Origin of the sequence: Marivirga atlantica, assembly GCF_016734805.1 — a bacterium.
Lineage (GTDB): Bacteria > Bacteroidota > Bacteroidia > Cytophagales > Cyclobacteriaceae > Marivirga > Marivirga atlantica.
Genome location: NZ_JAERQG010000001.1, coordinates 1 through 15,132, shown reverse-complemented (window position 1 = coordinate 15,132; position 15,132 = coordinate 1). Strand labels below are relative to the sequence as shown.

General features: G+C 36.0%; 14 protein-coding genes. 12 read left to right on the top strand and 2 right to left on the bottom strand.

What is annotated here, in order from left to right; all coding sequences use genetic code 11:
- Positions 1 to 98: 98 nt before the first annotated feature.
- On the top strand, positions 99 to 1,403 hold the full coding sequence (nqrF, locus tag JKP34_RS00070; RefSeq protein WP_201916432.1) for an NADH:ubiquinone reductase (Na(+)-transporting) subunit F: 1,305 nt from the start codon (positions 99 to 101) through the stop codon (positions 1,401 to 1,403).
- A 73-nt stretch (positions 1,404 to 1,476) separates the two neighbouring features.
- On the opposite strand, the gene JKP34_RS00065 is transcribed toward nqrF, so the two are convergent.
- Positions 1,477 to 1,653 carry a hypothetical protein gene (locus JKP34_RS00065; protein ID WP_201916430.1) on the bottom strand — a complete coding sequence of 59 codons (177 nt, stop codon included), beginning with the start codon at positions 1,651 to 1,653 and terminating at the stop codon, positions 1,477 to 1,479.
- A gap of 195 nt (positions 1,654 to 1,848) precedes the next feature.
- Here JKP34_RS00065 and JKP34_RS00060 point away from each other — a divergent pair, with 195 nt between their 5' ends.
- From JKP34_RS00060 to JKP34_RS00040, 5 genes are all read left to right on the top strand, one after another.
- A complete protein-coding gene (locus JKP34_RS00060; protein WP_201919244.1) occupies positions 1,849 to 2,313 on the top strand; it encodes a MarR family winged helix-turn-helix transcriptional regulator in 465 nt (154 codons plus the stop codon).
- A gap of 107 nt (positions 2,314 to 2,420) precedes the next feature.
- Complete coding sequence (locus tag JKP34_RS00055) at positions 2,421 to 4,823, top strand: 3-hydroxyacyl-CoA dehydrogenase/enoyl-CoA hydratase family protein (RefSeq protein ID WP_201916428.1); 2,403 nt, start codon at positions 2,421 to 2,423, stop codon at positions 4,821 to 4,823.
- 64 nt (positions 4,824 to 4,887) lie between these two features.
- Entirely contained in the window at positions 4,888 to 6,060 is a 1,173-nt protein-coding gene (locus tag JKP34_RS00050) for an acetyl-CoA C-acyltransferase (RefSeq protein WP_201916426.1), read from the top strand.
- A gap of 67 nt (positions 6,061 to 6,127) precedes the next feature.
- Complete coding sequence (locus JKP34_RS00045; protein WP_201916424.1) at positions 6,128 to 6,478, top strand: four helix bundle protein; 351 nt, start codon at positions 6,128 to 6,130, stop codon at positions 6,476 to 6,478.
- A 54-nt stretch (positions 6,479 to 6,532) separates the two neighbouring features.
- Positions 6,533 to 8,338 carry an acyl-CoA dehydrogenase family protein gene (locus tag JKP34_RS00040; protein WP_201916422.1) on the top strand — a complete coding sequence of 602 codons (1,806 nt, stop codon included), beginning with the start codon at positions 6,533 to 6,535 and terminating at the stop codon, positions 8,336 to 8,338.
- A gap of 275 nt (positions 8,339 to 8,613) precedes the next feature.
- On the opposite strand, the gene JKP34_RS00035 is transcribed toward JKP34_RS00040, so the two are convergent.
- On the bottom strand, positions 8,614 to 10,347 hold the full coding sequence (locus JKP34_RS00035) for a M61 family metallopeptidase (protein WP_201916420.1): 1,734 nt from the start codon (positions 10,345 to 10,347) through the stop codon (positions 8,614 to 8,616).
- A gap of 319 nt (positions 10,348 to 10,666) precedes the next feature.
- On the opposite strand from JKP34_RS00035, the gene rpmH reads away from it, so the two are divergent.
- From rpmH to JKP34_RS00005, 6 genes are read left to right on the top strand one after another with little or no spacing between them, the layout of a single operon-like run.
- Positions 10,667 to 10,828, top strand: a complete 162-nt coding sequence (gene rpmH, locus JKP34_RS00030; RefSeq protein ID WP_201916418.1) for a 50S ribosomal protein L34 — start codon at positions 10,667 to 10,669, stop codon at positions 10,826 to 10,828.
- A gap of 19 nt (positions 10,829 to 10,847) precedes the next feature.
- A complete protein-coding gene (locus JKP34_RS00025) occupies positions 10,848 to 11,264 on the top strand; it encodes a ribonuclease P protein component (protein WP_201916416.1) in 417 nt (138 codons plus the stop codon).
- A 54-nt stretch (positions 11,265 to 11,318) separates the two neighbouring features.
- A complete protein-coding gene (locus JKP34_RS00020; RefSeq protein WP_201916414.1) occupies positions 11,319 to 12,977 on the top strand; it encodes a S41 family peptidase in 1,659 nt (552 codons plus the stop codon).
- Positions 12,977 to 13,789: a sulfite exporter TauE/SafE family protein gene (locus JKP34_RS00015; protein WP_201916412.1), complete on the top strand. Its 813-nt coding sequence runs from the start codon at positions 12,977 to 12,979 to the stop codon at positions 13,787 to 13,789. The genes JKP34_RS00020 and JKP34_RS00015 overlap by 1 nt, the downstream gene beginning before the upstream one ends.
- Positions 13,786 to 14,499 carry a tRNA (adenosine(37)-N6)-threonylcarbamoyltransferase complex dimerization subunit type 1 TsaB gene (gene tsaB / locus JKP34_RS00010; RefSeq protein ID WP_201916410.1) on the top strand — a complete coding sequence of 238 codons (714 nt, stop codon included), beginning with the start codon at positions 13,786 to 13,788 and terminating at the stop codon, positions 14,497 to 14,499. Before JKP34_RS00015 ends, tsaB begins: the two co-directional genes overlap by 4 nt.
- A 3-nt stretch (positions 14,500 to 14,502) precedes the next feature.
- Entirely contained in the window at positions 14,503 to 15,012 is a 510-nt protein-coding gene (locus tag JKP34_RS00005) for a DUF2480 family protein (protein ID WP_201916408.1), read from the top strand.
- The last annotated feature ends 120 nt before the right edge of the window (positions 15,013 to 15,132 follow it).

Sequence of the window (15,132 nt, the reverse complement as noted above, 5' to 3'; positions counted from 1 at the left end):
TTGCAAAAATTAATAGTCTGTGCTTACGCTTTTGTCTATTATCTAATATATTTGCACTTCAATTAATTGAATAGAAAGAACAAAACTAAAAGGAGTTCATGACATCAGTAATCATAACCTCAGTCCTTGCCTTTACAGTATTAATCCTGATTTTGGTATTTATACTATTGTTTGCCCAATCAAAATTAGTGCAAACAGGCCCGGTTAATATTTATGTAAATGGCGATGAGGAGAATCCTATCGTAACAAAAGCAGGTTCTACCTTGCTTTCAACCCTGTCAAGTGAAAGTGTTTACTTGCCATCAGCTTGTGGTGGAGGTGGTACTTGCGCTATGTGTAAATGCGTTGTTGAAGACGGTGGTGGTGAAGTATTACCAACCGAAGAAGGCCATTTAAGTAGGGCTGAAAAGAAAGACAATGTAAGACTTTCATGTCAGGTAAAAGTAAAACAGGATATGCACATTCGAGTACCGGAAGAGATATTCGGTATTAAGAAGTGGGAGTGTACTGTTAAATCTAACTATAACGTATCTACTTTTATTAAAGAGTTTGTAGTACAGTTACCTGAAGGTGAAAATCTTGATTTCGAGTCTGGTGGTTACATTCAGGTTGATGTACCAGCTATTACTTGTGAATTCAAAGATATGGACATCACTCCTCATCCTGATTTAGGACATAAAGATGATATCTTCCAGGAAGACTGGGATAAATTTGGCCTTTGGGATTTAGTGATGAAAAATGATGAGCCAATATTTAGAGCTTACTCTATGGCTAACCACCCTGCAGAAGGTAACATCATCATGTTGAATATCCGTATTGCTACTCCACCATGGGATAGAGCAAACAACAAATGGATGGATGTTAACCCAGGAATCTGTTCTTCTTATGTGTTTACTAGAAAACCAGGTGATAAGGTTACTATTTCTGGTCCTTATGGTGAGTTCCATATTAATGAATCAGATGCTGAAATGATTTATATTGGTGGTGGTGCTGGAATGGCTCCATTACGTTCTCATATTTTCCACTTATTTCACACTCAGGGTACTGATAGAAAAGTATCTTACTGGTATGGTGGTAGGTCTAAAAGAGAGCTTTTCTATGTAGATCACTTTAGAGATATTGAAGAGAAGAATCCTAATTTCCAGTTTAATATCGCACTTTCTGAACCTTTAGAAGAAGATAATTGGAAAGTGAAAAAGGATTTAGATGATAAAGAAGGTGATGGTTACTTAGGTTTCATTCACCAGGCACTTTACGACAATTACTTAAAGAATAAGAAGGAGCCGGAAGAAATTGAATATTACTTATGTGGACCTCCATTGATGAATTCAGCTGTGCTTAAAATGCTAGATGAATTAGGCGTTCCACCTGAGAACATTAGATTTGATGACTTCGGAGGTTAATCAAATAACAAATGAATTGAAAAGGAGACTTATTTATAAGTCTCCTTTTTTTATGTCTAATAATTACTAATACTTAGTTCTTATCTTCATTTCTCTTTTTCTGACGCTTTCTCCATAAGAAATACCCTATTAAGATTAAAATAGGAAGCACTATGTAGAGAATAATGTCAAAGGTTGAGTTAATTAAAAGAGGCTCACTATCTGCAGGGTTAGGTACCCCTTGTGGTATTTGTACTAATGAATAGATCATAAATTCTGCTTCAGTTTTATAAATTATCTATTTACATAACAAAATATATCCTTAATTGATTTACAAATAAAATACCGGTCTTTAGGGGAAATACAAATCTTTACCATTGAACCGTCTCTTTATTCTATCAAAAAATTCTGAAAAAAATCAATAAAAATAGTATGCATGCATACTATTTTTATTATATTTGAATCAATGAAACGAGAGGAAGCAATAGATTATAATATAAAGGCGGCCTGGCATGCGATTTCACGTATGTATAACCAGCAGGCTATTCAATATGGTATAACGACTTCTATTGGTTTTGTGTTGCTTAACATCAATACGAATGAAGGAACGCCAGCTACTAAAATTGCTCCTTTAATGGGGCTTGAAAGCAGGAGTTTAACGCGTATGCTTAAAAGTATGGAGGATAAAGGCTTGATTTATAAAAAGCCTGATCCGGAAGACAAGCGTTCCGTGAGAATCTTCCTAACGGATTTAGGAATAGAGAAAAAAGCTATTTCAAGAGAAACTGTGAAGGCTTTTAATGAAGAGGTTTTTAAGAGGCTTGATAAAGAGAAGCTGACTGCTTTTTACGAAACCATTAATACCATAAATCAAATAATTGAAGAAGATACTATTTATCAGGCTAAAGAAACGGCCCCTGATAAATTATAAGATAACAAATAATTAAAACAGAAACGCTCATTTAGTGCAATCGATTTACTACAATCAGAAAACTTAAACTGAGCATTTTTTTGGACCACTAAAAACAAAACATACACATGAAACGAGTCATCAGAAAAGTAGCAGTGCTAGGTTCTGGAATCATGGGTTCCCGAATTGCCTGTCATTTTGCCAATATTGGCGTTGAGGTGCTTTTGCTTGACATTGTGCCAAGAGAGGTTACAGAAGAGGAAAAGAAAAAAGGTTTAACGCTTGAATCGCCTGTTCTTAGAAATAAGATAGTGAATGAAGCTTTTGAAGCTGCAAAGAAAAGTAAACCTGCAGCACTTTATCATAAAGACTTTGCCAAGAGAATTACCTTAGGCAACTTCGATGATAACATGAAGGATATCAAGGATTGCGACTGGGTAATCGAAGCTGTAGTTGAAAGATTAGATATCAAAAAGCAGGTTTTCGAAAATGTTGAAAAACATAGAACACCAGGTACCATTATTTCTTCCAATACTTCGGGTATTCCTATAAATATGATGCTTGAAGGTAGAAGTGAAGATTTCCAGAAGCATTTCCTAGGAACTCACTTTTTTAACCCACCGCGTTATTTAAAGCTTTTAGAAATCATCCCAACGAAAAAAACAGATCAATCAATTGTTGATTTCTGTATGCATTATGGTGATTTATTTTTAGGTAAAACAACTGTTTTATGTAAAGATACTCCTGCTTTTATTGCTAATAGAGTTGGGATCTACGCAATCCTAAAGGTGGTTGAAACCATGCAGAAAATGGGCTTAAATATCGATCAGGTAGATAAGCTTACTGGGCCTGTAATTGGTAGACCAAAGTCAGCAACATTCAGAACTTCTGATGTGGTTGGGCTTGATACTTTAATAAAAGTGGCTAATGGTCTTTATGAAAACTTACCTAATGATGAGAGTAGAGATACTTTCAAACTTCCAGATGTTATTAACAAACTGGAAGAAAATAAGTGGTTAGGTGATAAAACTGGTCAAGGTTTTTACAAAAAAACTAAGAAGGATGGCAAGACAGAAATTCTTACGTTAAACCTTGATACTTTAGAATATGAGCCAAAGCAAAAAGCAACCTTTGCCACTTTAGAACAGACTAAGCAAATCTCAAATTTAAAAGAGAGATTTCCTGTACTTTTAAATGGTAAAGATGAAGCAGGCGAATTCTACAGAGATTCATTCTTTGGTTTATTTAAATATGTAACGAACAGAATTCCTGAAATTTCAGACGAGCTTTTCAGAATTGATCAGGCTATCTGCACCGGTTTCGGATGGGAAGTTGGACCTTTCGAAACATGGGATACCGTTGGCGTTGAGAAAACTGTTAAGAAAATGGAGGAGATGGGTTATAAGCCGAATCAATGGGTTTATGACATGTTGGAGTCTGGTGCAAAATCATTCTACAAAGTAGAAAAAGGAATTAAGCATTATTATGATATCGATAACAAATCATATAAAGCTATTCCAGGAGAAGAAGAATATATCAGCTTAGAAAATCTTAAGCAAAGTGGTAAAACTATTTGGAGTAATGCGGAAGCTAACATCATCGATCTTGGTGATGAAGTGATTTGCGTTGAATTCCAGTCGAAGTCTAACACTTTAGGTGGCGGTGTAATTGAAGCCATCAATAAAGGTATTTCACTTGGTGAAGAAAAGTACAAAGGCGTTGTAATCGCTAATGAAGGATCAAACTTCTCATTAGGTGCTAACCTAGGTATGGTATTTATGTATGCCATCGAGCAGGAATATGACGAACTGGATTTCATGATTCGCTCATTCCAAAATACCATGATGCGTGCCAGATATTCAGCAGTTCCTGTTGTAGTAGCACCACATAATATGTCACTGGGTGGTGGTTGTGAGCTTACTATGCATGCTGACCACGTACAGGCTTCTGCCGAAACTTATATCGGTTTAGTTGAAGTAGGTGTTGGCGTTATCCCTGGTGGTGGTGGAACTAAAGAGTTTGCCTTAAGAGTAGCAGACAGCTTAGAATCAGGTGATGTAGAATTAAATGCACTACAAAATGCATTTATGAACATCGCAATGGCAAAAGTTGCTACTTCCGCTGAAGAAGCAAGAGATATGAATATTCTCAGACCTTCAGACGATATCAGTATCAATAGAGAAAGACAAATTGCTGATGCTAAAGCCGCTGCTTTAAGACTTCATGCTGAAGGATATACAATGCCTAAGCAAAGAGAAGACATTAAGGTTCAGGGTAAAACAGGTATTGCACTTTTCATGGCTGGAGTTAACGGAATGAGAATGGGTAATTACATCTCAGATCACGATAAGAAAATCGCTGAGAAATTAGCATACGTAATGTGTGGTGGAGACTTGTCTTATCCTCAGGAAGTTTCGGAACAGTATTTACTGGATTTAGAAAGAGAAGCATTTTTATCACTTTTAGCTGAGAAGAAAACTCTGGAAAGAATTCAGTCAGTATTACAAGGTGGTAAACCACTAAGAAATTAAGATTTAGCAATTAAGAATTAACAATGAATGCATCTTGAAAGATGCTCATTAAAAAAATAAAATTATGGAAGCAGCATATATAGTAGCAGGTTACAGATCTGCAGTTACTAGAGCTAAAAAAGGAGGTTTCCGATTCTATCGACCTGATGATTTGGCCTCTGACGTAATAAAGCATTTGGTCTCTCAAGTAGAGGGAGTTGAAAATAAAATGGTTGATGACCTGATTGTAGGTAATGCTGTTCAGGAAGCTGAGCAGGGTATGCAAATGGGTAGAATGATTTCTTTACTGGCATTAGGTAAAGAAGTGCCTGGTCTTGTAATAAACAGATACTGTGGTTCAGGCTTAGAAGCTATCAACATGGCAGCTTCTAAAATTCAGGCTGGATTTGCTGATATCATCATAGCTGGTGGTACAGAGTCTATGTCATTAGTGCCTATTATGGGTTATAAAACAGCATTGAATTATAAAATAGCTACTGAAACACCTGATTATTATACCTCTATGGGACTTACAGCTGAACAAATTGCTCAGCAGTGGAAAATTTCCAGAGAAGATCAGGATGAGTTTGCTTACCAATCGCACATGAAAGCTCTTAAAGCACAAGAGGAAGGCAAATTTGACGATGAAATTGTTCCAATAGATGTAACAGAAACCTACGTTGAGGATGGTAAGAAAAAATCCAGAACTTATACTGTAGCAAAAGATGAGGGGCCGAGAGCCGGAACCAGTACTGAAGTACTAGGTAAACTGCGTCCTGTATTTGCACAAGGTGGATCAGTAACAGCTGGTAACTCTTCACCAACTAACGATGGAGCCTCTTTCGTGATGGTAATGTCTGAGAAAATGGTAAAAGAGCTTAACGTAAAACCTATTGCAAGAATGGTAGGCTTCGGTGTAGCAGGTGTAGAACCAAGAATAATGGGAATTGGACCTGTAGAAGCAGTGCCGAAAGCATTGAAGAATGCTGGTCTTAAGCAAAATGACATTGACTTAATAGAACTAAATGAAGCATTTGCAGCTCAATCATTAGCTGTTATTCGTGAACTTGATTTAGACCCAAGCAAACTTAACGTAAATGGTGGAGCTATCGCTTTAGGACACCCATTAGGATGTTCAGGTGCTAAACTTTCAGTTCAAGTTCTTAATGAGCTCAAACGTACAAATGGTAAATACGGAATGGTAACAGCCTGTATTGGTGGTGGCCAGGGTATTGCCGGAATCTATGAAATGGTTTAAATACAGAATAAAGTAGCTAGTATCAGGTATTTAGTATTTGTTACTAGCCACTGTTTTTCTAAGGACGATGCATAATTATAAGGAATTAAAGGTTTGGCAAAAATCAAGAGCGCTAGTAAAAGAGGTATATGATTTTTTGAAACAGCTTAATTCCGATGAAAAATACGGATTGGTCGCTCAAATTAAACGCTGCGTAATTTCTATTCCTTCAAATATTGCAGAAGGAGCAGGAAGAGAAACGAAAAAAGATTTCAACAGATTTTTAGATATCACGTTGGGATCAGCATTTGAATTAGAGACTCAGGTAATTCTACTTTTCGACCTTGAGATGGTAGATAAAACCGAATTTGACCGTGTTAATGCATCAATTCAAGAAGTGCAAAGAATGATTCTTGGGTTGAAAAACAGTATGAGATAAATTTTTAAATACTAAAATCTAGGTACTAGATACTAACTACTAAAATATAATATTATGTCAACAGCAACAGATAAAAAATTAGCCACTATGGGTGGTGAGTTTCTTATTAAAGAAACAAATGCACAAGACGTTTTCACTCCTGAAGAGTGGACTGAGGAGCAAAAAATGATTGCTCAAACTTGTAAAGACTTCTTAGAGCAAGAAGTTTATCCAAGATTAGATGAAATAGATGATGTTAAAGGTAATCCTGATTTAATGCCATCTCTGATGGATAAGTCTGGTGAGCTAGGTCTTTTAGGTACTTCAGTACCAGAACAATACGGTGGCTTTGGTATGGATTTCAATACCTCAATGTTAGTAGCCGAGGTTATTGGTGCAGGGCATTCATTTGCAGTGGCATTATCGGCACACACTGGTATCGGTACCTTGCCTATTCTTTATTACGGTAATGATGAGCAGAAACAAAAATATTTACCAAAATTAGCTACTGGTGAGTGGAAAGCTTCTTATTGCTTAACTGAACCTGATTCAGGATCAGATGCAAACAGCGGTAAAACAAAAGCCAAATTGACTGACGATGGTAAGCATTACTTGATCAACGGTCAGAAAATGTGGATCACCAATGGTGGGTTTGCCGATGTATTTATCGTTTTTGCAAAAATTGATGATGATAAGAATCTTACGGCATTCATCGTAGAAAAAGAGCATGGTGGTGTAACGATGAATGAAGAAGAAGCTAAGATGGGTATTAAGGGCTCTTCAACTCGTCAAGTATTCTTTAATGATACAAAGGTTCCGGTTGAGAACATGTTGTCAGAAAGAGAAAATGGCTTTAAAATAGCTGTTAATATCTTGAATATTGGTAGAATTAAGTTAGCCGCTTCTACAATAGGTGCTTGTAAAGGTGTAATTGCCAATGCTGCTCAATATGCCACTGAAAGAAAGCAGTTTGGAACCTCAATAGGTAATTTCGGAGCTATTAAACATAAGCTAGCTGAAATGGCAACGAGAACTTTCGTTTCAGAATCTGCGGCCTACAGAGCAGGTCAAAATATTGATGATGCATATGCAGCAATGGTGGCTGATGGTATGCCTGAGGCAGAAGCAAAACTTAAATCAGTTGAAGAGTTTGCTATTGAATGTGCTATCATGAAAGTTCATGGTTCTGAAGTATTGGATTACGTAGTAGACGAAGGTGTTCAAACTTACGGTGGTATGGGTTTCTCTGCTGATGCTCCTATGGACAGAGCGTACAGAGATGCACGTATCAATAGAATATTTGAAGGTACTAACGAAATTAATAGAATGTTAACGATTGACATGCTATTAAAGAGAGCCATGAAAGGTAAGTTAGACCTTATGACTCCTGCTATGAATGTACAGAAGGAGTTGACATCAATCCCTGATTTTGGTGCGCAAGAAGAAGACGGTCTATTTGTTAAAGAGAAGAAATTAATTGCTAATCTTAAGAAAGCAGGTTTAATGATTTCTGGAGCTGCCGTACAAAAATACATGCAGAAACTATCAAACGAGCAGGAAATCTTAATGAATCTTGCTGACATGTTAATTGAAGTTTATGCTGCAGAATCTGCTATGTTGAGAACTGAAAAGTTAGTTTCTCAAAAGGGAGAAGCTGCATGCGAGCAACAAATTAATATGACGAAGCTTTACATGCACAGAGCTGCTGAAGTAGCTAATAAGGCAGGTAAAGAAGCGATCTATGCATTTGCGGAAGGAGATGAGCAACGCATGATGTTATTAGGGCTTAAGCGCTTTACTAAAATTGAGCCTGCTAACCTGAAAGAAATCAGACGTTCTATAGCAGATGCAGTATTAGAGAAAAAGAGTATTGAAATTTAATTAGGTTAATAAACTCCGTTCATTTAGCCTTGGTTGTATTATATGATCAAGGCTATTTTTTTATTGACTGTTCATACTATTTGATGAAATACTTTCTATTAACCTTTAAAGAACGACTATATATACCTTATTGTGAGTTATTTGTAGAATAACTGTTGCAACATCTTAAAAAATCTATTATGTTTACAATATCTTATATAAGTCAATGACTTTGTAAGGTTTTGGTTGAAATAGAAAGGCAGCTGGGGAGCTGCCTTTCACTTTTTATAAGCTATTTAGTTTTTCAACCATTTTTTCCTTAAGCTATTTTCATTTTTAGATCTTTCTTTTCTCTCCTTAATCTCCAAAGAGCCGTAAAAATTATTCTTCTCTAAGATTTCTTTTTTCTCAATAACGATCTGTTTTAGTCTTGATTTACGCCATAAGGTTAAATTTAAACCGTTTTCGATATTCAAGCATGAATCTATTCCATTGGAAACAGCATGGCCATCTATACTAATAATTTCATCTCCAATCCTTAAATTCTTTTCTGCGGGGCTATCAGGAGCATAAGAGATTATTTTAATTCTATCGTTTTCCAGGTTGTATTTTATACCAAGCTTTCTGTTTAATATGTTTTCATTGGGTGTAGGGATAAGGTCAAAACCAAAATGGTTAATAAGCTCTTTTAACTCGTTTTCTATAGGTTCAGTACCATAAATATACTTATCTGCGTAGGTGTCTAAAGAATGTCTTATAACTTCTTCAGCCATTGTCAAATAATCTTCTGGGCTGTAGCCTAATCCTTTCTTGTAGTAATTCTTCCATAATCCTTTTATAACATCTTCAAGGCACTTATCGCCATTAGTTGCTAACATTATTTTTAAATCCAATAGGAGGGCTATTATTGCTCCTTTTACATAGATGGATACTTTTCTGTGTGGAGTGCCTGCTTCATATCCATCAACCCATAAATCTTGAGATGACTCTGCTACTGAGCTGTTGAATCTACCGTAGTTCTCGAAGTGCCTTTTCAGTAGTTTATTAAGCTCATCTAAATACCATTTTACACTTTTAACCTTACTACGGACTAAAAAAAGATCACCATAGTAAGTGGTTACACCTTCAGCTATATAACCAGTGGTAAAGTAATTCTCAGTTTGAAAATTATAAGGAAACATCTCTTTAGGCCTAATCCGAATGATGTTCCAGTAGTGGAATAATTCGTGCGAACTAATACCTAAGAAATTGTCATACAAATCTTGAGTTTCGAATTCATTGTCAGGCCCTAATATGATTGAAGTACTACTCAAATGTTCAACACCATGATAGGCTTTATGTGGTAATATTTGAAAAAGGAAGTGGTAATCTTCGGTTTCCATTTCCTCCATCATTTCTAATTGTTCATGGGTAAATTTCTTAAAGTCTTTTACTATCTGATTGCTATTATTTGTTAAGTCAACATTGCCATGGAACCAAAGATGAAAATTGGTATTGTCAATAGAATACTTGAGATGTTGAAGTGATTTTGCTGCAATTACAGGGCTATCGACTAACTCATAGAAATTTTTAGCTTCTAGTACCTTGCCTGTTTTCTTTAAGCTACTTGCTATAGTCCAGTTATCTGGTATTGTTAGATGTACTTCACACTTATCATTTATGCTCTCATGCGTATATAGAGTGCAGTTTATGAAGTTTAAATACCAAATATCCTCATCTACAAAAGTGCTTCCGCCATCTATAATATGTATATAAAATTCATATCGCACCTCAAACTGTTCTAATCCTTTGGTTTCTATAGCCCAGCTGTCCTTGCTTACTTTAGTAGACTTAATCTGTCTGCCATCATTATCGTGTGCTGTAAGAGAGCGAACGTATTTAGAGAAATTACCTAATTGATATCTGCCAGGTCGCCATGCAGGAAGAAATACTAGCGTTTCGTCTGCCTGTGAGCTAAGGTTAAAGTGAGAACGAACCTGTAAAAATTCACTATGTGGATATTTCTGGCTAAAGTAGTATTTGGTAGTCATTTAAAAATATTAAGTTTTAAGCCTTATATTTACACTTTGTAATACAAAAAGTTTAATCAGAACAGGCAAGTTAACTACTCATGAGTTAATTAGCTGAAAGAGAGTAGAATAATTTATTGGCAAACATTTTAATTAACATTTGGCAATTCTGATTAAACTAATTAAATTTGCAGCCCTTAAAGAAAAGTCAGAAGCTTTAAGGAAACGGAATAAATTGAAATTTTAAATTTTATGAGTTCCGATTTTAGGCCGAATAAATGCCTCTAAAGGGCATAATGGCTTTTAAGGATTCATAAAGCATTTAATAAATAAGAAAGATATGAAACGTACATTTCAGCCTTCGCAGAGAAAGAGAAAAAATAAGCATGGCTTCAGAGCAAGAATGGAGTCAGTTAATGGCAGATCAGTTTTAGCAAGAAGAAGGGCTAAAGGTCGTCACAAGCTTACTGTTTCTGACGAAAAAGGAAAGCATAGAAAATAAGGCTTCGGTCTTTGATTAGATGTCTGCAGCTAGTTCAGACAACTTAAGCAAACACCCTTTTTCTTTTAAAAAAGAAGAACGTCTTAAGAGTAAAAAACTCATTCAGGAGCTCTTTTCCGAGGGCTCCTCTTTTTATTTGTACCCATTCAAAGTTATATGGGCAGTACAGTCAAACAGCTCAGATTCTGTTAGCAAGCACAAAATTTTAATTTCCGTTCCTAAAAGGAAATTTAAAAGAGCTGTTGACCGAAACTCTGTCAAACGAAGAGTTCGAGAGGCCTATCGCCTAAATAAAGCAATCATATCTCCCGAGGAAGTTAACAAAACATTTCACATTGCTTATATTTACACTGCTGATAAAATTTTGCCTCAGTCGGTAATTAGCAAAAAACTAATTGCTACGCTTGGTCGTTTGAAGCAAAACCTTGATAATTGATTCGTCCTTCTTGCGTTAACCTTCTGAAGGGCTAAATAAAAAGAAATACACTTGATGAAATTGCAGAGAAAAATTGGTATTGGTCTCTTGATTGTAACTGTCTTCGCACTTTTCTCTTTCCGAGCCAAGCTATCTGACAGATACTTCGAAATAATAAAAAACCTAGATATTTTCACTACACTGTATAAGGAGTTAAATACTTTTTATGTAGATGAAATCAATCCCTCCGAATTGTTAGGTATAGGAATAGATGCCATGCTTAATTCTCTTGATCCTTACACCAACTACATTCCTGAGGATCGTATTGAAGATTACCGAATTATGTCGACTGGTCAATATGGGGGCATAGGTACAGCTGTAGGTAGGTTCGATGGCAAAACGGTTGTTTTAATGACCTTTGAAGGCTCACCTGCTGAAGAGGCGGGTATAAAAATTGGTGATGAAATTTTAGAAATCAACAATAAGGAAACCACTGACCTAGATACAGATGAGGTTAATACGCTCTTAAAAGGTCAGATAGGTACTGCTCTTTCCGTCACCATAAAAAGGACAGGTGAGAAAAAGGATTTATCCTTCACCATAAAGCGAGATAGAATAAATATTGAGAGTGTACCTTATTCAGGTATGGTGAGTGAAGATGTAGGTTACATCCGTTTAACTGAATTTTCAAACGGAGCAGGAGCGGAGATACGTTCGGCATTAATTTCTTTAAAAGAAGAAGGAGCAAAAAAAATCATTCTTGATCTAAGAGGAAATCCTGGAGGGCTTTTGAATGAGGCTATTGAGGTTTCGAATATTTTTATTCCTAAAGGGAAAGAGGTTGTAAGTACGAAAGGTAAAATTGAGGAGTGGAACAAGACGTATACCGCAAATAAAAATCCGGTTGATATTCACATTCCGCTAGCTGTATTAATCAGCAACGGAAGTGCCTCAGCTTCTGAGATTGTTGCAGGGGTAATGCAGGATTATGATAGGGGTGTGTTGATTGGTCAAAAAAGTTTTGGTAAAGGTCTTGTTCAGGCAACCAGACCACTGAGTTATAACAGCCAGCTAAAACTTACCACTGCTAAATATTACATTCCAAGCGGAAGATGTATTCAGGCAATAGATTACAGCCACAGAAATGAAGATGGTAGCGTGGGTAAAATACCAGACTCACTAAAAAGTGAATTTCAAACTGCTGCGGGCAGGCTAGTGTATGATGGTGGAGGTGTTTCTCCAGATGTAGAAGTTCAGGGTTTTAACTATGCACCTATCACTATTCAGCTGATTAAAAATGGCTTCATTTTTAATTTTGCAACTGAATATTATTATAGCCATCAGCAGGAAGTTCCCGACCCAAAAACTTTTGAAGTTGATGACAAGCTATTTAATGAATTTAAGAATTGGCTCGAAGGCAAAAACTACAATTATGAATCCGATACCGAGAGAGCAATTGCAGAATTGATTGAGGAAGCGAAAAATGATAAATATTACAACTTCTTAGAAGAGGAGATTACTTCTGTAAAGTCCGAAATAGAAGCACATAAGGCAAAGGACATTGAAGCTTTTCAAGATGAAATTCGCCAGGCACTCAAGGAGGAAATAATGGCAAGGTATCATAAAAGACAAGGAATGATTCAATCATCATTTGAAACAGATGAAGAAGTTAATGAAGCTATTAGAGTGCTTGATGATTCTGGTTTTTATGAGTCTTTATTAGTTTCTAAATAATGGAGTTTTATCTACTCTTATTGCTGGCAGGTGTATTAGGAGGTTTAATCTCAGGACTTCTAGGAGTTGGCGGTGGTTTAATCTATGTGCTATTTCTGCCAATGGCTTTCAGCTATATTGGGATTCCAGAACAGGAAATTGCTCAATTCACAATTGCTAATTCGTTAATGGGGACCTTTTTTGCCGCCTCTTTTGCAACCTTTAACCACATCCGTAACAAAGAATTTTATTATAAGGCAATTCTTATAATAAGTTCAGCAGGGATAGTTACTGGTCTGCTTACGTTAAAGTTTGTTGTTAATACATCATTCTACGCACAAGATGAATTTAATGTAGTTATTATTATTCTGATGTTAGTGATGCTATTTACAACACTCAGAAATGCTAAACGACAAAGTAGTTTTGTGGAACAAACAACTAAAACTAAAAGAGTATTCACATTAACTGGTACTTTTTCTGGAACAGTGGCTGCATTATCAGGGCTTGGTGGTGGAATTGTGATTATTCCTTTTCTTAATCAGGTTTTAAAATTCGATATAAGAAAAGCTAAAGCTATATCGCTAGGGGTTATCGTAATTACTTCATTATGCATGGTAATTTATAATGCATTTCAAACCCCGGAAACAGATGTTGATCAGGTTAGCGCTGGCTACTTAGTTTTTGGTATCTCAGTTCCGATTATTATAGGAACCTTAATAAGTGCCTCTTATGGTGTAAAGCTTAGTCGTAAAATACCATCATCAACAATAAGCTATTTATTTGCAGGCTTTGTTTTAATTGTAATGGTTAAAAAGATTTTTGAATTGATATGAGCTTAGTACTAAGCATAGATACTTCAACTTACATATGTTCAGTTGCCTTGCATGAGGATGGCATCATTAAAGCAGAGGCAGATTTATATCTGGAGAAAAGTCATTCTGGTTCTTTAACTCAACTTATTGAACAGGTACTATTACATGGTGATTATCAAATGGAAGATATTTCAGCTGTTGCCGTGTCTAATGGTCCTGGCTCATATACAGGTTTAAGAATAGGGATGAGTACTGCAAAGGGGCTTTGTTTTGCACTTGATGTTCCTTTAATAGGTGTTTCTTCTTTGGATGCAATGGCCTTACAAGTTAGTAAGTTCATACTAGAAGGAAGGAGTCAACTCCTCGTTCCAATGATAGATGCTAGAAGAATGGAAGTGTTCTATAAATATCTAGAACCAGATTTAACCGAAGTTCAGAAGTTGGGGAACCTCATTCTGGAAGAAGACACTTTTGATAAACTTCTTTCCGAGAATGATGAGATTATCCTATTTGGTAATGGAGCTGAAAAGGCAGCAGAACTATATCAAGATAAACGAAACTTAAAAATAATTGAGGGCGTTACCCCTAAGGCTAAATTTATGGGTGATTTGGCTTTTAATAAATTTCAAAGACAGGAGTTTGAAAGCTTAGCCTACTTTGAACCAAATTATGGGAAAGAATTTTTTTCACCTAAGTCGAAGAAAAAGCCGTTTGTTAATTTGAGAAGTTAAGAGATGAGTGAGATAATTAATAAAGTAGCAAAAAGTCCTTTAGTCACAATTGATTTAGAGGAGATGATAGATAAGCAAACTGCCCGCAAATCAATCGATTTGTCCGATCAACTTTTTCAAGGGTTGATACTTCGCGAAAAAGATTTCCGTCAATACATAAAGTCAACCAACTGGGATGAGTATAAGGATGCTTATGTCAATGTTTTTTGCTCGGCAGATGCCATAATTCCAAATTGGGCTTACATGCTAGTCTTATCCAAACTATCAGGCATTGTAAAATTGGCCATTTATGGAGATGATGTTGAGTTAGAAAAGGAAATTATTAGATTTAATATAGCCAATATCGATGTCTCACAGTATGAAAATGGAAAATTGGTAATCAAAGGTTGCTCAGATCTTAAACATCCTGAGTTTGCTTTTGCTGAAATCACAAACCATTTAGTGCCGGTAGCTTCGTCAATTATGTATGGTGAACCATGCAGCACCGTGCCTATTTACAAAAAGAAAAAATAACCCGACTATATAACTTCTTGATTACTAGGGTATAGTTAATATTGCTAGAAAAAATCATTAAAAACTTTGCAAATAGTTATTGCGGGGGATAAAAAAGGGGTTACCTTTGCACTCCCGAAT